Below are 20,610 nucleotides of genomic sequence, written 5' to 3'. Positions count from 1 at the left end.
GTGGACCACGAGACGGAGCCGGCGTGATGGGGTTGTTGGTGGCTTTCGCTGTCCCGCTGGTCGCGTTCTTCGCGGTGGTGTTCTGGCCTCAGCGGATACCGAAAGAGAAGTCCGTACGCGCGATTCAGGAACGAATCGAACGTGAAGGCGGTTCATAGATGATTCCGGAACGTGACCCCGGTACGAGATTGGACTTGTTTGTACTCTCCAGCTTCGAGGAGTGGGAACCTCCACCGCCCGATCTTCTGGAGCGAGTCAAGTCCGGACTGACATCGAAATCGGGGGATAACCGTTGAAGCCGCCGGAGTTCCCCGGAAATCTGCCTCGAGAGCTTTCGGTGACACTCCGTGACAGGTTGCAGAAGATTGCCGAGGAAGTGAACCCCTACCTCGGTCCGGAGCACCGGGCCATAGACGCACTGATGCAAGCCGCACGAGAGTTGGCCGTAGTCACCTACCCCAAGTCGGGGCAGTACGCCGAGTACACGCCGGACGAGTGAGCCCAGAGGGAAACCGAGACGACGGAAGCCCCTAGACCGGACTTTGGGCCGGTCAAACGGTGAGTAGTTGGTAGCGGACACGTCCAGGTCGGTCGCTGACTGCTTCAGTCCATCCGCGAGCTTGGACGGTATTGCGTCCCTGGTCTGAGTGCCGGGCAGGTGACGTAGATTCGTCAGTCATGACGGATAGCCGCGCCACCAACATGGCCCGAGGTGATCTGGCCACTCGCGCCAAAGACACGGTGGTCGAGTTCGCCGCCTACGACCAGCGTTGGTCCGACCACGCTCCGGTCACGGTGCGGTACCGATGAACCGGTCGCCGTTGGTCAAGCGCGGTCTCGGCGTCCTGGGCGCGGTCGCGCTGGTGCTGCTCGCCGCGGTGCTGGCCCTGTACGACGGGGGCGATGCGTCCACGTCCACGTCCGCGAGTCGCGTGACCACCGCGGCGGCGAGTACGGCCACTGCGCCGCGCGGGGACAGCGCGTCGCCGGTCACCCAGGCGTCCGGCGTGCCGGAACGCGCGTACGTCACGCTGCGGGAGATCGACGCGGGCCGGTGGCCGGGCTCGGCGAATGCCCCGGGCACCAAGGGGGGCGAGCGATGGCAGAACCGCGGCGGCGACCTGCCCGCGGCGGACGGTTCCGGCAAGCCGATCACCTATCAGGAATGGGACGTCAATCCCAAGCAGTCCGGCCGATCCCGCGACGCCGAACGCATCGTCACCGGCAGCGACGGCTCGGCCTGGTACACCGGTGACCACTACAAGACCTTCACGAGGATGCGCTGATGACAAAGACGGTCACGCTGTCGCAGTTCCTTGCCCGTCCCGACGCGGACGACGCGCCGCCGAGGGCGGAACTCGCCCCGCCGCGCGTCACGTTCGGCGCCCTCGCCGTCGATGCCGCCGAGTTCAGCGGTGTGCGGGACAAGGCGCCCCCCGGTTACCTGGTGCGCGAGCTGCGCGGCGCGAAGATGCCGACCACCGCCCGGCTCTTCGACGAGTTCGCCGCCGCGTTCCAATTCCCGTACTACTTCGGCGAGAACAAGGACGCGTTCGACGAATGCCTGCGTGACCTGGACGATTTCCTCGGTGAAGGGGCCGGATACGTTGTCGTGGTGCGCGACTCGGCCGGATTGCTCGCCGACGAGCCGATCGAGCGCGACTGGTTCGCCGAGGCCATGCGCGACTGCGCGGCCTACTGGTCGCGGCGGGACGTGCTCTTCCGGGTCGTCCTGCAAGGCGACGCGCCCGACCTCGAGGACGTGTCCCTGCGGCTGTGAGCGGGACCGTTACCGCAGTTTTTCCGCCAAGTCCTCACCGAGCAGGACGAACACGTCGACCGTGTGCTCGATCAATTCGTCGCGGGTGAGGTTCAGATCGCCTTGCAACCAGGCGGTCAGCGTCTGTACCAGCCCGCCGACCAGGTACAGGGCGCGGAAGTCGATCGCCGAGGCCGGGGCCGAATCGGACATCCGGTAGAAGTCGGTGCCCTCCGAGGCCACCATGTGCGCGAACGCGCGCACCGTCTCGGTGGTGCGGGCGCGTAGCTGCGGTGTCGCCATGCCCGCGATCAGGGCTGCCTTCGCCTTGCGCGGGTCGTCGGTGAGCAGGTGCACGCCCGCGGTGATCGCGGCGTGCGCGGTCGCGCGCGTGTCCGGCGCGGCGGTGCGCACCGCGGCGAGGATGGCCGCCGCGAGTTCCTCCGCGATTCCGTCGGTCAGGGCGGTGAGCACGCTGTCACGGCTGTCGAAGTTCTCGTAGTAGTACCGCTCGTTGAGGCCCGCCCGCGCGCACAGCCCCGACACGGTCAGCTTCTCGAGCCCTTCCGTGCCGATGATCTCCAGCGCTGCCTCCAGCAGCGCCGCACGCCGCTGCGCCCGGCGCTCCTCGGCGGAGATGCCCCCGTAAGTCCGTTGCGCCGTCACCCTTCGATTCTTACAGGTGCGCCGGCTCCCGCGCCGGGTGCCGACAACGCAACATTCTGGCAGAGAGTCTTGCCAGAAAGTCGGATTCTGGGGGATGCTATTGCCAGATGCGCTCGACGAGGAGGCGACGATGTCCGAGCCCGGCTATTTCAGTGACCACTCGATGGTCCGGCGGGTGATGAGCAAGCGCGCGGTGGGTCTGACCTACGGCTTGCGCGCACTGGTGATCGGCGCGGTGCACCCGCTGCTCTATGTCGGCACCGCGGAGAACACCGAGCACCGGATGACGCCCTACACCCGGCTCGCGCTGACCGGCCGCCTGTTCGAGGCGGTCTTCCTCGGTAGCAGGTCCGAGGCCGACCGCGCCCTGGCGTTCACCAGGAAACGGCACGTCAGAGTGCGTGGCGCGCTGCCGGAGGATGCCGGAGCCCATCACCCCGCGGGCACCGGGTACTCCGCGCTCGATCCGCACCTGATGTTCATGACGATGGCCTTCACCTTCGACTCGGCCGAGGTGATGTACGACCTGCTGGTGCGCACCATGACCGAGGGCGAGCGCGAGGGGCTCTACCAGGACTACGTGCGCTGGGGCGAGCTGTTCGGTATGCCCGCGGACGCGGCGCCGGGCAGCTACCGCGAGTTCCGCGCGTACTTCGACGGCTACCTGGCCTCCGACCAGCTGTTCCTCACCGACGAGGCGCGGTTGGTCGGCTCCTACCTGGCCGGACAGCGCGTCCCCTACTCGCAGGGCGTGCCGTTGCAGCAGGTCACCTCCGGGTTCTATTTGCTGGTGCAGGGCAGCCTGCCGCCCCGGATCCGCCGGATGTACGGGATGCGGTGGGGCGTGGCCGAGGAGGTCGCCTACCAGGGGCTTTCCCGGGCGGTCCGCACCGCGCACATATCGGTTCCGCTGGTGCCACCGGTGTTGCGTGGCACGCTCGCCGGGCCCAGCGCGCCGGTCTACAAGAGGCTGTCCCAGCGCGAACACGAACTGGTCAGCGGCGGACGGCCGAGTATGCCGGGGGTGGACCCGCGCAACTGGGTGCAGCGAAATTCCGCTTGAGCCGCATGGGAAGATCGGAGTATGTCCAGTCCTGCGCCCAGCCCGGCCGCCGAACGCAAGCAGCGGGTTCTCTCCGGGATCCAGCCGACCAGCTCCTCGTTTCATCTCGGGAACTACCTTGGCGCGCTGCAGTACTGGGTGACCATGCAGGACGACTACGACGCGCTGTATTTCATCCCGAACATGCACGCGATCACGGTGCCGCAGGATCCCAAGGAGCTGAAGGCGCGCACGAAGGCCGCCGCCGCCCAGCTGCTCGCACTCGGCATCGACCCGAAGAAGTCCACCCTGTTCGTGCAGAGCCAGGTGCCCGAGCACGCCGAGCTGGCCTGGGTGCTCAGCTGTCTCACCGGTTTCGGCGAGGCCAGCCGGATGACCCAGTTCAAGGACAAGTCGGTGAAGCAGGGTGCGGAGAACGCGACCGTGGGCCTGTTCACCTACCCGGTGCTGATGGCCGCCGACATCCTGCTCTACCGCGCCCATCAGGTGCCGGTCGGCGAGGACCAGCGCCAGCATCTGGAGCTGACCCGAAACCTGGCCCAGCGCTTCAATACCCGGTTCAAGAAGACATTCGTGGTGCCGGAGGCGCACATCGTCAAGGGCACGGCGAAGATCTACGACTTGCAGGATCCCACCGCCAAGATGAGCAAGTCCGCCTCCACCGACGCGGGCCTGATCAATCTGCTCGACGACCCGAAGGTCACCGCGAAGAAGGTGAAGTCCGCGGTCACCGACACCGAACGCGAGATTCGCTACGACCCCGAGCAGAAGCCGGGCGTCAGCAACCTGTTGGTGATCCTGAGTTCGCTGACCGGCGCGCCGATCGTCACGCTGGAGAAGGATTTCGAGGGTAAGGGTTACGGCGAGCTGAAAGCCGACGTGGCCGACGCGCTGGTCGAATTCGTGACGCCGTTGCGTGCGAAGGTGCAGGAGTACATGTCGGATCAAGGTGAACTCGACCGCATCCTCGCCGCTGGAGCGGAGCGTGCGCGAGAGATCGCCGGCAACACGCTCGCACAGGTCTACGACCGGGTCGGTTTGCTGAGTCGCTGAACGGCTACTTCACCTTCGTGCGCCCCATCAGGCGTCGTGCGAGGTCTCTTGGTCGAAGGGGCGAATGGTGCAGGTGATCGACAACGTCAAGGCCGGGATCGAACGCCGGGTCCAGGCACAGCCGTGGTTGGACCATCTGGTCCGTACGGCGGGGCGCTACCAGCGGCAACGGGGTAACTACTACGCGGCGGGCATCACGTATTTCACTGTGCTGTCGCTGTTCCCGTTGCTGATGATCGCTTTCTCGGTCGCGGGCCTGGTCTTGTCCAGCAATCCGGATCTGCTCGAGGAGTTGCGCGCCAAGATCATCGAGAACATCCCGGGCTCGTTCGGCACCCAAGTGAACGACCTGGTCGATCAGGCAGTGGAGTCGCGGGGTGCGGTCGGTACCCTGGGGCTGGTCACCGGCGTCTACAGCGGGCTGGGCTGGATGGCCAACCTGCGGGCCGCGCTCACCGAGCAGTGGGAGCAGAAGTCTCCGGACGGCAATTGGCTGATGACCAAGCTCTCCGATCTGGGGGCGCTCGTCGGTCTCGGTCTCGCCTTCACGGTATCGCTCGGGTTGTCGGCGCTGGCCTCGAGTTCCCTCGGTTCGCGGCTGCTCGAAAGCCTCGGTCTCGGCGAAGCGCCCGGGGCGGGCGTGCTGCTGTGGCTGTCGTCGACCTTGCTCGGTTTCCTCGCTTCCTGGGCGGTGTTCGCGTGGGTCATCGCGAGGTTGCCCCGAGAGCCGGTGACGCTGGCCAGCGCCGTCAAGGCCGCCGCGCTGGCCGCGCTCGTGTTCGAAGTGTTCAAAATCGTGGCGTCGATCTATCTGCGATCGGTCCTGAGCAGCCCGGCGGGCGCAACCTTCGGCTCGATCATCGGCCTGATGGTGTTCAGTTACGTCACCTATCGCATCGTCCTGTTCGCCACCGCATGGGCCGCCACCGCCGCGGAGAACGAGCCGGAAGCGGAGATTCCCGCACCCGGACCCGCCGTGATCGCGCCGCGGGTCAGCGCACGCGATATATCGGTGGGCGTGGGCGCCACCTACTTCGGTGCGGGCGCGCTCGCGGCACTCGCGCTTTCCGGATTGCGCAGGTTGCCGGGCCGTCGGTGAACGTTCGATCAGCGTCGCCGGTTGGCCTGACGTGCGCCTAGCAACAGCGCGGCGACCAAGAGGACACCGCCGATGATCAGCATGGTCCTGGCGCCGGTGCGGCGGTCTTCGGCTGCGGGCATGGCCGACGGGTCGCTGCCCGGCACCGAAGGCGTGGCCCGGTCGCTGCCCGCCGTGGGCGGCGCGGCCAGGGTGACCGCGCTCTGATCGCGCTGGGCTACCACCGCGCCGGGCAGGTTGCCGATCGCGGCGCCGCGGGGCAACGCGAATCCGTAGTCGAGCAGGCGGGCGGCCTGTTCCCACGGCCGGATCGGCCGCACGTCGGCCTTGAGCAGGGTGACGGCGAGCCTGCGGCCGTTGCGCTGGGCGGCGGCGACGAAGGTCTGGCGCGCGTCGTCGGTGAAGCCGGTTTTTCCGCCGAGGGCGCCGTCGTAGTTGTAGAGCAGCTGATTGTCGTTGCCGATCGGGTAGCCGGGGCGGTCGGTGTCGCCGGGAACCGCCGGGTCGGCGGGGTAGCCGGGGAAGTCGGCCTGCTCGGTGTGGATCAGCTCCGCGAACAGCGGGATGGTCATGGCCTCGCGGAAAAGCACGGCGAGGTCGTAGGCCGAAGTGCTCATCCCGGGCCCGTCCAGCCCGGACGGTGTGGCCGTGCGAGTGTCCATGGCGCGCAATGATTTCGCGAGGTCGTTCATCTTCGCGACGGTCGCGGTGTCGCCGCCGAGCTGCGCGGCGATGGCATGCGCGGCGTCGTTGCCCGAAGCCATGATCAACGCCTGCATGAGCTGCCGGTTCGTGTAGCGGCCGCCGGGGCCGATACCGACCCGGGTGCCGTCGGCATCGGCGTCGGCCTGCGTGCCGACCACCACCTTGTCGAGATTCAGCGTGCGCAGCGCCAGCGTGGCCAGCAGCACTTTGATCGTGCTTGCGGGCCGGTAGCGCCCGTGTGGGTCCTTCGCCGCGAGCACTTCGCCGGTGTCCAGATCCGCCACCAGCCAGGCTGTAGCCGAAATCTCCTGGGGGGCGGGCGGTGCGGTTTTGGGAAGCACGACGCCGCACTCGCCGAGCCGGGGACCGCCGATCGGCGGGGAAGGGATGGGCAGCGGTGCGGGAGCCGATTGTCCGGGCGCGGGCACCTCGGAGGCGTCGATCGGCGCGGGCGGCAACGTCTTCTGCGGGCAACCGTCGGTGTTCGGGGTGGTGAACGGCGTAGTGGTGCTCGGCTCGGCGAGGGACGGCGCGGCCGTCGTTGCGATCGCGGCGACGGCCAGCACGGCGCCCACGCAGAGCAAGGCACGGCGAGTGATCTTCATCGCCGATGAGCCTAGCGAGCGGACCGGTGATCGGCCGCACACACTCATTCCTCCGGACACTGGTATTGACATCAACTACCAAATGACAGCTACTATCAAAAAGTTGTATCTATCACTTTCGGAGGTGTCATGAAGAATGACTCGACCCGCCGCTGGCTCGCCCTCGGCGCGCTGGCCGTGGCGATGCTGACCATCGGGCTCGATGTCACCGTGCTGACCGTGGCGCTGCCCACGCTCGCGATCGACCTGAACGCGAATACCGCCGCGCTGCAATGGTTCAGCAGCGCCTACACGCTGGCGCTGGCCGCGGTGATGCTGCCGGCGGGCGCGCTCGGCGACCGCTACGGCCGCAAGAAGTTCCTGCTGGCCGCCTTGGTGCTGTTCGGTGTCGCGTCCGTCGCCTGCGCCGTGGCCACCTCGCCCGGCGAACTCATCGCGGCGCGCGTCGTCCTCGGGCTCGCGGCGGCGGCGATGATGCCGCTGTCGATGTCGGTGCTGCCCGCGATGTTCCCCGAGCCGGCCGATCTCCAGCGGGCGCTCACGATCTGGATCACCTCCACCGCGATCGGTCTTCCGCTGGGCCCGATCGTGGGCGGCTGGCTGCTGCGCAACTTCTGGTGGGGTTCGGTGTTCCTGATCAACGTGCCGATGGTCGTGATCGGCGCGCTCGCCGTCGCCGCGTTGGTACCGGAATCGCGCAGCGCGCGACGTTTCCGGCTCGATCTGCCCGGGGTGGTGCTGTCGGCCGCGGGCATGCTCGGACTGACGTATGGCTTCATCCGTATCGGGGAGAAAGGCTGGGGCGACGGCCTGGCCTGGGGCATCGTCGCGGCGGGTGTGCTCCTGTTCGGCGTGTTCCTGGCCTGGCAGCGCAGGACGACGCATCCACTGGTCGATCTCGGCCTGTTCGCCGCCGACGGATTCCGCTGGGGCACGGGGTTTTCCATCGTGGTGAACTTCGCCATGTTCGGCATGTTCTTCACCGTTCCGCAGTACTTCCAGGCGGTGCTCGGCGTGGACGCGCTCGGCAGCGGCCTGCGGTTGCTTCCGCTGATCGGCGGGTTGCTGGTCGGCAGCAGGTTGGTCGACAAGGTGCTGCCGAAACTGGGCATCCGCGTCGTGATCACCGCCGGGTTCACCGTCTTGGCCGGCTCCCTGGTGCTGGGCGCGCTCACCACCGTGGACAGCGGCTACGGCTTCACCGCCCTGTGGCTGACGCTGCTGGGCGCGGGGATGGGTCTGGTCATGCCCGCCGCGATGGGCATGGCGATGGGCGAACTGGACGCGGAGCGCTCCGGCTCCGGTTCCGCGCTGTTGCAGGCGCTGCGTCAGGCGGGCGGCACCATCGGCGTCGCGGTGCTCGGCACCGTGCTGGCCACCCGGTATCGGTCCGAACTCGGCGCGCTGAACCGCGAGCCGATCGACGACGGCGTGAACGCGGGCGTCGCCACGGCGCGCCACCTGGGTGATCAGTCGATGCTGCACCAGGTGCAGGTCGCCTTCCTCGGCGGCATGAGCGCGATGCTCTGGGCCTGCGCCGCGCTGTGCCTGCTGGCGGCCGTGCTCACGGCGACGTGCATCCGCGTGCGGCAACCCGACCGGGCGCGGGAGCCGGGTGCGGCAGAATCGATTCATGTCGGTTGAGCTACCCGCGAACGGGACGGCGCGAGGTCTGCGCGAGCGGAAGAAGGAACGGACCCGCCGGACGATTCGTCTCGAGGCTTTCCGGCTGTTCCGCGAGCAGGGTTATAACGAGACGACCGTCGAGCAGATCGCCGCGGCCGCCGATGTCTCGCCGAGCACCTTCTTCCGCTACTTCCCGTCCAAGGAACAGCTGGTACTGGCCGACGATCTCGATCCGGTGATCATCGATGCGCTGCGCCGTCAGCCGCGCGACGTCCGCCCGATGGCCGCCTTCCGCGAGGCGGTGCGTGAGGTCTTCGCCAACCTGCCCGCCGCCGAGCTGGCGTTCGAGCAGGAGCGCCAAGCGCTGTTGTTCCACGTGCCGGAACTGCGCTCCGCGATCGGCTTGGAGATGATGCGCAGCATCGATCTGTTGTCCGGATTGCTGGCCGATCACCTCGGCCGTTCGCCCGACGACTTCGAGGTGCGGGTGGCGGCAGGCGCGATGACGGGCGCCGGGCTGGCGGTCCAGGCGATGGCGCCGATGAACCTCGACAACATCGCACGCACGATGGATTTCCTGGACGCCGGACTCCCGCTCGGGCCGGATCGCCAGCCCTGACGGCCGAGCCTCGGACCGGCCCTATGCCCTGGCGGTGCTGGCCTGCCGGAACCGATCCGGGGTGTCGTCGTCCATGGTCGCGAAGAAGCCGCCGATCACGTCCTCGATCTCGGCGATCGAGTCCGCGCAGTAGAGAATCGGCTGGTAGTGGGTGATGTCGTAGGTCGCGGTACCCATCTGGGCGATGTCGAGCGGGCGCAGCTCGGCGTGCCGGAACTCCTCGATCTCGCCGTAGGACGACAGCAGGCCCGCGCCGTAGCAGCGGATCTCACCGTGTTCCCGGACGACGCCGAATTCCATCGAGAACCAGAAGACGTCGGCCAGGAATTTCAATGCGCGGTCGGTGCTCAGCCGCGCCACCGCCGCGCCGACCGTCGCGTAGATCGCCGCGAAGCGGGGGCTGGCGATCTGGTTGGCGTGCCCGATGATCTCGTGGATGGCGTCCGGTTCGGGGGTGTACAGCGGCGCGGAATGATGCCGGATGTACTGCGTGGAGTGGAAGATCCGATCCGCGAAGGAGCCGAAGAACTCACGCAGCGGCACCAGGCCCGCGGCCGGTGCGTAGCGGAATCCGGTCAGTGGTGCCAGCGCGGCGGAGACCTCGTCCAGTTGCGGGATGTGATCGGTGGGCAACGACAGCGCCTCGGCGGCGGCGAGTACCTCCGCGCTGGCATGACTGCGATGTTTGCGGGCGAGCTCGGCCGACACGATCTGCCATACCCGCTGCTCCTCGTCGGTGTAGGCGATGTGGGGCAGCGGCTTGCCGGGCGCGTAGTCCAGCGCCAGCGCGGCGATGGCGTTGCGCCTGGCCCGGTATGCCGGATCGTGCACGCCGGGGTGCTCGTCGCTCAGGTGCACGGTCACGTCGCCGTCGCCGGTGCGGGTCACCGGCGAGTACAGCTGCGCCTCGGTGAACATATCTCGATGCAAGCACCACCGGGACCCTGCGACAACAAAAGCCCGTTCAGCTGGACAATCTGCCTAGCCGAACGGGCTTATTCCGGGCAAATCCGGAAGCGGAAGGCGCGGATAGGGCGTCGTTCTGATCAGTGCGCGCCGTGCAGCGCATGGACCACCGCGTGGCCTTTGCCGCGTCCGATCAGCCACTTGTTGACCGGCGTGGTCACCACGAACGCCACGGCGAAGGCTGCGGCGAGCGTGGTCCAGAACAGCACGGTGTCCAGGTGTGCGTCCATCGCTCCCGGGACCACCAGGATCACGGCGTTGTCCACGATCTCCATGACCGTGATGGACACCGTGTCGGCCGCCAGCGCGGTACCGACGGCGGCCGCCAACGGCAGGCCCGCCCGTATTACGCCGCGCATGGTGAACGCGTAACCGAACACGAATGCCAGCACGATGGCCAGCACCATCGTCGAGGCGTTGTTCCAGCCGAGCGCGGTGCCGATCACCATGCCGAGGATCTCGCCGATGGCGCAGCCGGTGAGGCAGTGCAGCGTGGCCATGGCCGCCATCCGCCAGGTAGCGGGGGAGTGGTGCGCGGTGTGCTGAGCGGCGTCCTTCGTCGCGTGCGCGGTGTGCGAGGTGTGCTCGCCCGACGGGTCGTGCCTGTGTTCCATGTCTGGAACTATACCCCGGTAGGGTATTAACACAACCCGGAGTTCGTGATTTGCCGGACATGAACCCGCGTTATGCCGCAAGATGGCGAAAGTACGAAGGAGGGCGCATGAAATCCGTGCGGATCGATCTCGACCAGGACTTGCTCGCCGCGGCCGCCGCCATCATGGGCACGTCGACGAGCTACGCCACCATCAACGAGGCCTTGCGCCGGATCGTCGTGCACGAGCGTCAGCTGCATAATCTGGAAAGGCTCGCCGCGAAGGCGTTCGTCGGGCTACCGGACGTCGCGGTGGTGGACCGCTAGGCGGCTCGCGGGCGGTCGTCGGGCTAGCGAGGGGAGGCGGACCGCTGCTCGTCGAGAGCGCGCAGCCAGACCTCCTCGAACTCCCCGGCGTCGATCTGGAGGGCGGTGAACTCCGTCTCGGCGTTCAGCTCGTCCGGTGACGGAACCGGAATCTGCCCGAGTTCTGTCGTGCCGGTGCCGTGACCGGGGTCCGCCCAGTCGGCGTAGCCGTCGCGGAACACCTCGACCTTGCGCACCTCGAAACCGTCGTCGCCGATTTCGCTGAACAGCTCGACCGGCTCGTCGTCGAAGTCGTGGTGCCATTGCGCCTTCAGGTACCACATAGCCATCAACTCCCCAGTTCGCGACCGTCTCGGCAACCGAACCGCACAACAGCCAGCATATGGGTGTAGCGGCGCGATGTGTCGGTGGCCACTGGCAGAATCCCGATCACTGTTGGCGTGACCGAGGGGTAGGAGTCATGGCGGTCTCTCTAGTCGACGTGCCGGTGACGCAGCGGCCGCGCGAGCGGTTGCTCGCACTCGGCCCGCACGCTTTGAGCGACGCGGAATTGCTGGCTCTGCTGTTGCGCCAGGGCAGGCGCGGTGCGAGCGCGCTGGATCTGGCGGTGGAACTGCTGGTCGAGCACGGCGGGCTCGCCGGGCTGGCGTCGGCGCGCCCGGAGGAGTTGTCACGCCGAGCGGGTGTCGGCGTCGCGAAAGCCGCCGCGATCATCGCCGCCTTCCACCTCGGCGCGCGAGCCCGCGGCAGGCCGGACACATCGATCCGGCTGACCAGCCCCGCCGACGTGGCCGCCGCCGCGCGCCCGCACTTCGCGGGCTCCCGAGTCGAGCGCCTACTAGTCCTCGTATGCGACGCGCAGAACCGCCTGCGTCAGAAGGTCTTCGTCGCCGAGGGCGCCGTCGACCAGGTCGCCGTCCCGGTCCGGGAAATCCTCAACACCGTCCTCCGCCACGACGGCCGAGCTTTCGCCATCGTCCACAACCACCCCTCTGGAGACCCGACCCCCAGCCCCGACGACCGCCGCACCACCACGCTCCTCACCGAAGCGGCGCGAACCGTAGGTCTGCGCTTTCTCGACCATGTCGTGCTCGCCGGGGAGAAGTGGGCCAGCGCCCCGGGGGGCAAAGTGGCTGAAAGGTGAACGCTCCGAGACTACGCCGGCGACCGGTAGGCACGGCTGCACGATGCACCGGGCCATCGTGAGAACTGCGGCCTGATCCACTCGTTGGTCTCATCGACAACGCACAGCTTTCGGAGTGGCTGATCAGGAGCAGGTGATTTGCCGGACCACTTGATCTGCCGTGTGAGGACGGTGCCGGATGAGTTTCTTCCTGCGGTTATGCGCAATTCGAAGGAAAATCCGGCATGGCGGATCGCGGTGAATCGAGGGGTGGTGTGCTGACGCGATTACTGGAACCTGGAGGGAGGCAGGCATGTCGGAGAACGGATCGACGCCGGCGCGACGGCAGCTGGGGAAGTACCTGCGGGAGGGACGGGAGGAGTGTGGTTTCACGTAGCAGCAGGTAGCCGCGCTGATCCAGCGCAGCACCAGCACGTTGCAACGCATCGAGGAGGCGGCAGTGGCGAATCTGCGAGTCGTGGACCTCGAGGCGCTGTGCACGCTCTACGGATTCGATGCGCACCGGACTGCCGCTTTCACCGCCGCGGCGTGCCGCGACGGATTCGACTGCTGACGGCAGTCGCGTGAATCGGCGAAGGTCGCCTTCCTCAGGGGAGTAACAGCACTGCTCGTCCTCGGCGTCTTCGTCGCCGAGGTCGATCGCGACGGGGTCGATGCCGTTGCCGGGGGTCTTCCTGTTATCGCGGGTGTTTCCGCTGCCGTGGCTCGACACCAAGCGATCGCGCAGGTGGGCCGCGAGCCTCTGCCCCAGCACTCGGCCCTCGCCGCGCTTCTCCTGTCGGGCGGGGTGTGGAGAGGCTGGATGCGCGGATCCTTCCTCGCCCTGGGCGGTGCGGAAGGCCCAGCGGGAGTCGGGAGTTGGCTGGCTGTAACGAGCTTGAATTTCAAGGGAGACGAGCGTCATTGGGCTGCATCCTCGTGCAACCCGGTGACGAGTTCGGCTTCGAGTCTTATTTTGCCGTCGACTTCGGTTGGCTCGGTGAGCAATACGAGAGTCGATCCACGCGGGGCGATGATTTCTCGTTCGCGGTACTCACCCTCGCCCGCGGTGTCCATTGCCGAAACCGACTCCACGGCGATCAGCGCCGATCCGGTATCCGCGTAGACGATGACCTCGACATCTTGGTCCGCGAACACGTCATCCGACAGTGAAAGCGACGTGTAACCGGAGTTGATCGATCGGTAACCGAGCAAGTTGTCGGTGCGACCGAAGACCCGCACGAGATCGTCCAGCTTTCGGATCATTGTGACCGGTCCGGTGGATGGAAGGGCGTTCCGGAATGCCCAGTCCATCCGGTTGATCTGGGCGGCAATGATGCCGGCTTCCTCCCGGAACCGAGCTTCCGGCCAGCCGAGGCCAACGCCGGCCGCGAGCACCTCCTCCCGAGTCACCTCCCGTCGTGCTAGTTCGATTCGCTGATGCGGCGTCAGGTTTCGGCCCATGGCGCGTAGTGGCATGTCGGGACCGGCGAATTTGGTGTATTCCCGGAACGCGTCGATGATCTCGCCCGCCCGATTTCCCGTCGGGTCATGTGCCAGATTCGCCCGGCCCATGCCGTTCCGGATGCGCGTGAGGGCCACATCGCCTTCGACAGCATTCCGCCGGAACCACTCCAGCCTCGCTTGCAGCGCATTCGCGTCGGCTCGATGCCCGTCACCCGCCGGGCCATCCGGCTGCGGCTCGGGCACCAGATCGATTGCGACTGGGTCGACGCGGTCGCCGAGAGCTTCTTCCACCGATCGCGGTGCCTCGGCTCGCCCTGGGCCCTGGTCCGGGCGAGGCTTAGGCAGTTCGAACCATACGGCTTGGTGCCAGCCGTGCTCATGGCGTTTGAACAGCTCGACGCCGGAGCGTATCGGCGTCGGATCAGCCGCTGTCACAGCCCGTCCGGGGAGAACAGCGAGACCGGAGCGGGTCGGGATGCCACCTCGCGCGTTCCGCGGCATCGAGGCGGCGTGCGTGTCGAGCAGCGTCACGCGCAGCCGGTCATCGGTTGTCTCCACCACGAGATGGATCCTGCCGCGACGGTGTTCGGCGGCGTCGGTCACCATTGCCGTGAGTTCGGCGCACGCGAGGTCCACTTGTTCGGTGGGCCAGCCGTCGAGCTGTCCGGCCAGCCAGGACGCGGCTTCCGAGACCGCGTTCGGACTGTATCGGCCCTCCGGATCGGCACGAATGATTCGCTCGGACCGTTGGGCCGACTCCGCCACTGTCGCGGGTCGGGTGGCCGCGACGGGAATATCTTCGGTGGGAGCCGTTTCGCTGCCCATCGCCCAGGACGCGCCGGAATCGGTGAGCCAGGAGGTGAACTTGTCGTGCACGACCGACCACGCGGCCGCTGCTCGCGCTCGATCCTGTCCGAACCGGACGGCGGTGTAGTGCGCTGTGACAGAGTGACCGTCGGCGCGCAAGGTGATCGTGCCCTCGGCAGGTTCACTTCGGGCCGCGTTGACCCGGATGGTGAGCGACTGGCCGTCGGCGGTCGTTTCCCAGGCGACGAGGTCGTTCCAGAAGACAACGCGGTTACCCGCGCCGTCCTCGGTGGACGAGTAGCCGGACAGCAGCTTGTATGCGTCGCCTTCGTGGCTGAGTATCTGTCCGACGGGCATCTCGGCTGCCGCGCCTCGCCACATCAGGCCCTGGTGCTCGGAACCGAACTGTGCGTCGAAATCACACACGCTGAGATCGGCTCGGCTGTTCTTCAAGGCGTCGAGGATCTGCGCGGGGTTCATCGGATCCCCGTTCCATTCCTCGAAACCTTGGCTGAACGCATCGATACCCTTCACCCGGCCGCTGACCCGCCACCATCCGAAGCCGCTGATCTCATCCAGCGATACGTCCTGCGCGAGGAGTGCGCTGAGCAGATCCTCGTGCAACCCGTCGACGGTGACGAACTTTCCGTTGGCGAGCAGGAGGAAAGGGTCGCCACCTTCGGGGTTGCTGGTGTGGAATGGCTGCTTGTCGGGCCCCGTCCGCAGCACGAACCAGCCGCGCGAATCCACCTCGGGCCACAACAGTTCGATGTCGTCCGCAGGCTCGACCAGGGTTTCCGGCAATGGCACCGTGTCGTAGGTGGTCCGGCTCGGCCCTGAGGACGGGGATGTCGTCTGTGAAGTGGGACCCAGAGCCTCGGAGTCTTCGCCGTCGAGGTCGATGGCGACGGGGTCGATGCGGTTACCGGATGGTGCTTCGCTCGTGGCTGCTGCCGGTTGTCCGTCGGGGAAGGGGAGGTCTATTCCGGCGGACCGGGCCGCCTGCGCGAGTTGTGCCCGGTTGCCTACCCGAAGCTTGCGGTAGATGTGTTGGGCGTGCGTGCGGACGGCTGCCGGAGAGATCGCAAGCGCTGCGGCAATCTCCGCGAAGTACCTGTCCTCCAGAAGCATTCGGAGGATCTCGGTCTCGCGATCGGACAGCACCGCCGGGCGCGGCTGAGGCTCGGTCGTTGCCGGTGCGTCGGTGGTTGGGCGCAGTAGTTCGGCGACGGCGCGGATCGCGCGGAACTCCCGCATCTCGAACGCACGACTGCCGACGCCGGCCGCCTCCGCGGCCTCCGCACGTGGGAGGCTGCGCACGAACCGCAATATCAGCGTCTGTCGATGCGTGTCGTTGGTGAGGTCGGGGAGGGCGAGTATGAGCGCTTCCCGCGTGGTCTGCTGAACCAGTTCCCGATCGGCTTCTGCCCCGGGACGTGCTTGCGCATCGCCGAGCAACAGCGCCGAAAGTCGTTGGATGCCACGATAAAACGTATTGCGGTGGTCCCTTCCGTGCGCTTCGGCCAGTTCGGGACCGGCATGCCCGAGTACGAGCCGGTCCCTGATGACGGCACGCTGCTTCTCACCGAGGGCGGCCAGACAGCGGTGGAATGCGTCGGGATCTTGTTCCCGCGCCTCCTCGACCACCGCCGAGGCTTGATTGCCCGCATGCTCCTGCAGCAGGCGAGCGAGACGAGCGAAGGTGGCATGCTGTGCCGTGCGGACCGCCCCTGGACTGCGATCCAGCCAATCCGCGGTCCGGTCGGGTGACATCTCGAGTCCGAAGCGAAGATGGAGAATCCGTCGCTGCGACGGGGCAAGTTGTTCGATGCAGCCCCGCAGCACCAGCCGGTCGGTGTTCAGTGCCTCCCGAACGATCGGTGGCAAGACCCGGGCGTTTGCGTTGCGGGCCAGCGCCACCACCAACTCCGCTGCCGTCGCTTCGGCGGGGATATCTGGTAGGACGGCCGCATTGTCCGCCGCCTCTGAACGAGAATCCGTTGTGGGGGAGGCGTTTCCAGGTGCGACCCTGGGCGCGGCGGTCGGTCCGGGGGTGCTGCTGGGTTTCTCACGCGGCGGCCTCGGTGCGTCCGGGAGTGATGCCTGCACGCCGCCCTCGTCGGCAACAGCCGTGGCCAGTTCGCAAACCGCATGCCACAGCACGAGGGACTCGGCGACCGGGTCGCCGGGCGTCTCGAAGTGTGCATCGCGACCCGAACGCCTCGACGCGAATCGGCGTAGCGCCTGCTGCTGGGTCGGGGTGAGCGTGCGCATGTGTTGGCGCACCTGCACGGTATCCGCCGCGGCCAACGCAGTGGCCAGCGGATCCGAAGCGCGCAATCGTGCACCGCGGACCACGAAATCCTGTATTCGGTGCCACATTTCGCCGATTTCACGGTGCTGGGCCATGAGATTTCTTGCGTTGAGGACAACCCATTCCTCGACGTCACGTTGCCCGATCCGGCCGAACTGTCCCACCGCATGTGCACACGCCTCGTCGAAGACTTCCCGAGCTACTCGCGGTGTTCGCAGATTCGCCAAAATCCAAGGGAATACATTGCGCGCGAAACGTTCTCGGAGCACGACCACCGCTTGCTCGGTATGGCCCTGCACCACAAGTTGTTGCAGCTGCCGTCGGAAGTGTTCCGTTGGTACGTCGCTGGACCGCTCCGGCGTCGCGCTGCCGTCCGCCCCCGGCTGCTGTTCCGGATCCCCCGGCGTATCCGTCTCGGATCGATGCGGGTCGGGTCCGGCGTTGTCGATCGGTGGTTCGGGTTCGTGCTCGCTGTCGCCGAGGTCGATCGCGACGGGGTCGGCGCTGTTGCCCGGGGTCGTTCCTGTGTGCGTCGACGGATGTGCGGTGTTCGGAGAGTCGGGCCGGATCGCGACTGCGTCGCGCACCTCGGCGGACAGGTCCCGATCGGTCTCTGACAGTCCCACCGCAGCGCGCACCCTCGCTGTGGCCTCTTCGAAGGCCGTTATGGTCCGCGCGTCTTGCTCCCCGAACACGTACCCACCCGCCGCTGCTTCGGTGTAGTTGCGCAACACCGCGTTCTCTGCCCGGCGCAGTGCTTCCCGGGCGACGCCCGACACACCCAGGGGCGCGGGGAATCTGGCGATGACGGCATCGATGACGTCATCTCGGCTGAGTCCGCCTCGGGCGAGTTCCGACAACAGCGGCAGCAGCCGATCCTCAGGGATGCGGCGCCACGCGTCGGTGACGGCCTGCCGAGCGGCCTCGGCAGCGGACAGCATCGAACGGCTGTTGTCGAGCAAGCGTTGTACGGTCCACGCGGAGCCACTGCCGGAGTACAACCTTCGCGCCACATCGTCGACCGCGGCACGGAGGCCGTGGAAGAATTCGCTGATAGCCATGTCCACGACCACGCGCGAGGGCCGGTCGGCGTCGAGATCCGCGAGCAGCGAGCGGGCCGCCGCAAGCAGCGCCTGGACGTACCGATCATTCGCCCCGGGCAACAACCCTGACATTCGGCTGCGTTTCATCGGGACTATCTCGGCGAGCGTTCGGATATCTCTCTCGGCGAGGTCCGAACGAGAGGTCAAATCCCGCAGCCTGGCAATTGTCTGATCGTGCCGGCGCGCGTCATCCGGGCGGGCTGCCAGCCGATCGTCCACGAGGGCGTGCAATTCCGCGCGGATACGAAGCAGCGCGGGCAGGTCGATCATTCCGGCGCTGCCGGCCAGTTGCCCGAGCGCACTCTCCAGGTCGCGCATCTGGCCGATGACCTGCGTGACCTCTCGCTCGGGCTCGGGGGCCGGTGAGTGGTCCACCTCGCCGCTGTCGGCCGTCGTCCGGGCGGCGACGGAGTCCACCAGCAGGTCGTAGAGCATCCCCACCGGCTCGTTGACGCTGTCGCGGCCGTTGAGCACGACATCGACGAAGGCCTCGGCCAACGCCTCGGTCGGATTGAAATAGCCGTTCTTGTCGAAGCTGTAGGCGGTCAGGTAGCGGTGCAGCCAGGCCGTGAACGCCGAGTAAGTTTTCTCTCCCAAACGATTTGCTTTGTAATGATCGAATAGCGTCTCTTCGGCACGGTATCGAGCCTCCGTCCGTCCCGCGTAGTCGAGCATGTGGCCGAACTCGTGCGCGACGATCGCATACGCGGGACGGCCTGCCATGCTGGGATGCGCCATCCCGGAGTCGATTCGGTCCCGCATCCACCGATGGAGCTTGTTCGGACTCGTGGCCAAGTCGACGTTGAATGTCATGTATTCGGTTGTGACGAAACCGGTGATGGGATCAGTCTTCGACATCGCCGCCCCGCCTGTCTTCGGCGAGAGCCAGCCGATTTCGATCCTGCCGATATAGACCTGCGGGTGCTGCGTGGCCATGTCGACCAGAGCCCGGGCGATCTCACGGATAGTCTCCGGATCGAGATCGGGCCGGTCGAATTCATGGACCTCGACGTCGGGATTGCGCGTCAGTCGGCGCAGTTCGTCGCGCAGCCATACACCGACCTCCGCCGGGCTCAACCGCGATACCGCGTCCCCGCCGACGTCCTCGTTGCCCGCCGGCTCGTCCGGATCGCCGAGGTCGATCGCGACCGGGTCTACGCGATTTGCGGTCGACGTCGGCTGCGTATCAGAGGTAGTGGATCGCGTCGTCGGCGTCACGCTCGCTGGTTCGATCGGCTCGACACCCGTCTCCGTCAGGACCACGATGCCGCGCCGCTGCTGCGTCCAGCCGAGGTCGGTGGCGGCCGACCGCACCCGGGTCGTCGTCTCGGGATTCACTCCGCCGCGACCGTTGAGCACGCGATCTGCCTGGGCCTTGCTTACCTGCGCCCGAGTGGCTACATCGTCGAGGGTCACTCGCCGGAGCGGGCCTCGGCTCAGCACCCGCGATACCAGCTCTGGTGGGAGTTCCCCGGCCAACACGTGCGCGATCCGATAGAGCGCGCCCTTGACGGTGCTCTGGCTGCGGCCCGTCGCTTCAGCGACTTCGGGTTGCGAGAGACCCTGCACCAGGTACAGATCGGCGTATTCCCACTCGGTGCGCGAAAGTTGCGAGTAGCACGGCCCCAGCACATCCGGGTAGTGCGCCGCGATCGCCTCGATCAGGAACATCGCCGAACCGTCGGTCAGCAACACACCGATGGACAGCAATGTCGCCAGCCGAGGCGCAGCGGCCTGCCGCAGCGCGGCGACCCGCGCCGGCGACAAACCCAGTGCCTTCGACTTCTCCTCGATGGTCAGCTCGTCGGAGTACAACAGGGCACCGCCTGCTTGCAGTTCCGGCGGAAGTTGACCGATGCGTTCCGTCAGCACTACCGGTGGAGCTGATCGGATGATCCGAAACGCTCTGCCGCGGCGCGGATAGTCGGCGGTGCCCTCGTGGACCGCCGGGACCGGTGACTTCTCGCCGGGATGATCCACCACGACGCCGGGACGTCTACTTGCCCATCCGAGCCGAGCGGCTTCCGTCCGAATCTGCTGCTCCGTCTTCGGATCGGCGTGTCCGCCGGCAAGTACGCGGCGTGCCGAACCCTCGGTCACTCCGGCCCGAACGGCGATGTCCGCCAGCGTTACTCGACGAAGTGCGCCCGCATTCAGATAGCGCCGCACCAATGTGGGCGGGAGTTCTCCCGCCAGTATCTGGGCAATTCGCCGCAGCAGCTCGTTGACGGTCGTCTGCTGGATACCCCGGGCATTCGCGATGTCACGTGTCGAAAGCCTCTGCACCAGATACTGATCGGCATACTGCTGCTGGAGACGGGTGAGTCGCGGGAAACAGGCTGCCAATATCGCCGGATCATGCGCGTGGACCGCCTCGACCAGCAGTAGTTCCCAATTCTCGGATAACAGCATTGCCGCCAGCAGGTCGGCGACGACATGTTGGCGTTGTTGCACCGAGCTTGCCGGGCGGCTCAATCGTTCCGCCGTGACGGAGACGGGCAGTCCCTCCAGGAACAGCAGCGTTGCGACGTTCTGGTCTCCCTCGGAAAGGAACGGGATCAGATGCCGCAACTCATCCTTCGACGTCGCGCGGACGAGCTGCAGCTCCCTACCTCGCTGGTGGTACGGCACCCGATCGTGATCGACGCGTACCACGGGAACCGGCGAATCCGACGTCTGCTCGTCGCCATCGGCGACAATCCCAACCCGTCCACGT

Annotated in this window: 17 protein-coding genes and 1 pseudogene (1 of these 18 running past the window's edge); 12 read left to right on the top strand and 6 right to left on the bottom strand. The window is 67.0% G+C overall.

Translation table 11 applies throughout. The features are described 5' to 3' along the window. Window positions 1–337 precede the first annotated feature (337 nt). The 4 genes and pseudogenes from ABZ420_RS26785 (at window position 338) to ABZ420_RS26770 (ending at window position 1,780) form a co-directional block, all read left to right on the top strand. Complete coding sequence (locus tag ABZ420_RS26785) at window positions 338–499, top strand: hypothetical protein (RefSeq protein WP_357128087.1); 162 nt, start codon at window positions 338–340, stop codon at window positions 497–499. 203 nt (window positions 500–702) lie between these two features. Further along, window positions 703–810, top strand: a pseudogene (locus ABZ420_RS26780) (exodeoxyribonuclease III); the annotation flags it as partial. Next, on the top strand, window positions 807–1,286 hold the full coding sequence (locus ABZ420_RS26775) for a ribonuclease domain-containing protein (protein ID WP_357128084.1): 480 nt from the start codon (window positions 807–809) through the stop codon (window positions 1,284–1,286). The pseudogene ABZ420_RS26780 and the gene ABZ420_RS26775, both read left to right, overlap by 4 nt. Further along, window positions 1,286–1,780, top strand: coding sequence for a barstar family protein (locus ABZ420_RS26770; RefSeq protein ID WP_357128081.1), 495 nt, complete (start codon window positions 1,286–1,288; stop codon window positions 1,778–1,780). Before ABZ420_RS26775 ends, ABZ420_RS26770 begins: the two co-directional genes overlap by 1 nt. A gap of 9 nt (window positions 1,781–1,789) precedes the next feature. On the opposite strand, the gene ABZ420_RS26765 is transcribed toward ABZ420_RS26770, so the two are convergent. Further along, on the bottom strand, window positions 1,790–2,425 hold the full coding sequence (locus ABZ420_RS26765) for a TetR/AcrR family transcriptional regulator (RefSeq protein ID WP_357128078.1): 636 nt from the start codon (window positions 2,423–2,425) through the stop codon (window positions 1,790–1,792). 94 nt (window positions 2,426–2,519) lie between these two features. Here ABZ420_RS26765 and ABZ420_RS26760 point away from each other — a divergent pair, with 94 nt between their 5' ends. The 3 genes from ABZ420_RS26760 (at window position 2,520) to yhjD (ending at window position 5,640) form a co-directional block, all read left to right on the top strand. Continuing rightward, window positions 2,520–3,488 (top strand): oxygenase MpaB family protein, encoded by a 969-nt coding sequence (locus ABZ420_RS26760; protein WP_357128075.1) that lies wholly within the window; start codon window positions 2,520–2,522, stop codon window positions 3,486–3,488. Between the two features lie 21 nt (window positions 3,489–3,509). After that, window positions 3,510–4,541 (top strand): tryptophan--tRNA ligase, encoded by a 1,032-nt coding sequence (gene trpS / locus ABZ420_RS26755; protein ID WP_357128072.1) that lies wholly within the window; start codon window positions 3,510–3,512, stop codon window positions 4,539–4,541. Window positions 4,542–4,608: 67 nt separating this feature from the next. Beyond that, window positions 4,609–5,640, top strand: a complete 1,032-nt coding sequence (gene yhjD / locus ABZ420_RS26750) for an inner membrane protein YhjD (RefSeq protein ID WP_357128180.1) — start codon at window positions 4,609–4,611, stop codon at window positions 5,638–5,640. An 8-nt stretch (window positions 5,641–5,648) separates the two neighbouring features. On the opposite strand, the gene ABZ420_RS26745 is transcribed toward yhjD, so the two are convergent. Further along, the gene (locus tag ABZ420_RS26745) at window positions 5,649–6,950 is read right to left on the bottom strand and encodes a D-alanyl-D-alanine carboxypeptidase family protein (protein WP_357128069.1); all 1,302 of its coding nucleotides are present in this window, start codon (window positions 6,948–6,950) and stop codon (window positions 5,649–5,651) included. 129 nt (window positions 6,951–7,079) lie between these two features. Between ABZ420_RS26745 and ABZ420_RS26740 the strand changes: the two genes are divergently transcribed. After that, on the top strand, window positions 7,080–8,594 hold the full coding sequence (locus ABZ420_RS26740; RefSeq protein ID WP_357128066.1) for an MFS transporter: 1,515 nt from the start codon (window positions 7,080–7,082) through the stop codon (window positions 8,592–8,594). Next, window positions 8,584–9,195, top strand: a complete 612-nt coding sequence (locus ABZ420_RS26735; RefSeq protein WP_357128063.1) for a TetR family transcriptional regulator — start codon at window positions 8,584–8,586, stop codon at window positions 9,193–9,195. Before ABZ420_RS26740 ends, ABZ420_RS26735 begins: the two co-directional genes overlap by 11 nt. A 21-nt stretch (window positions 9,196–9,216) precedes the next feature. Here ABZ420_RS26735 and ABZ420_RS26730 read toward each other — a convergent pair whose 3' ends face one another. Both ABZ420_RS26730 and ABZ420_RS26725 read right to left on the bottom strand, forming a co-directional pair. After that, a complete protein-coding gene (locus tag ABZ420_RS26730; protein WP_357128060.1) occupies window positions 9,217–10,113 on the bottom strand; it encodes a phenylalanine 4-monooxygenase in 897 nt (298 codons plus the stop codon). A 128-nt stretch (window positions 10,114–10,241) separates the two neighbouring features. Then, window positions 10,242–10,775, bottom strand: coding sequence for a DUF4396 domain-containing protein (locus ABZ420_RS26725; RefSeq protein WP_357128057.1), 534 nt, complete (start codon window positions 10,773–10,775; stop codon window positions 10,242–10,244). Between the two features lie 107 nt (window positions 10,776–10,882). Between ABZ420_RS26725 and ABZ420_RS26720 the strand changes: the two genes are divergently transcribed. Continuing rightward, window positions 10,883–11,080 (top strand): type II toxin-antitoxin system VapB family antitoxin, encoded by a 198-nt coding sequence (locus ABZ420_RS26720; protein ID WP_357044948.1) that lies wholly within the window; start codon window positions 10,883–10,885, stop codon window positions 11,078–11,080. A gap of 23 nt (window positions 11,081–11,103) precedes the next feature. Here the strand turns inward: ABZ420_RS26720 and ABZ420_RS26715 are convergent, their stop codons facing one another. Further along, entirely contained in the window at window positions 11,104–11,409 is a 306-nt protein-coding gene (locus ABZ420_RS26715; RefSeq protein ID WP_357128054.1) for a hypothetical protein, read from the bottom strand. A gap of 131 nt (window positions 11,410–11,540) precedes the next feature. Here ABZ420_RS26715 and radC point away from each other — a divergent pair, with 131 nt between their 5' ends. Both radC and ABZ420_RS26705 read left to right on the top strand, forming a co-directional pair. Beyond that, complete coding sequence (gene radC / locus ABZ420_RS26710) at window positions 11,541–12,224, top strand: DNA repair protein RadC (protein WP_357128051.1); 684 nt, start codon at window positions 11,541–11,543, stop codon at window positions 12,222–12,224. Between the two features lie 415 nt (window positions 12,225–12,639). Beyond that, a complete protein-coding gene (locus tag ABZ420_RS26705) occupies window positions 12,640–12,777 on the top strand; it encodes a hypothetical protein (protein ID WP_357128048.1) in 138 nt (45 codons plus the stop codon). Window positions 12,778–13,124: 347 nt separating this feature from the next. Here the strand turns inward: ABZ420_RS26705 and ABZ420_RS26700 are convergent, their stop codons facing one another. Further along, window positions 13,125–20,610 carry the 3' portion of a sigma-70 family RNA polymerase sigma factor gene (locus ABZ420_RS26700; RefSeq protein WP_357128046.1) on the bottom strand. The gene runs 23,309 nt beyond the window's last position, so 7,486 of the gene's 30,795 nt are visible here — the last part of the coding sequence; its start codon lies beyond the right edge, outside the window — the gene reads right to left on this strand; the stop codon is at window positions 13,125–13,127.

It is taken from the genome of Nocardia sp. NPDC005745, assembly GCF_040630775.1.
Classification (GTDB): Bacteria; Actinomycetota; Actinomycetes; order Mycobacteriales; family Mycobacteriaceae; genus Nocardia.
The sequence above is the reverse complement of the archived record's forward strand: the minus strand, read 5'-3'. Positions and strand labels throughout refer to the sequence as shown.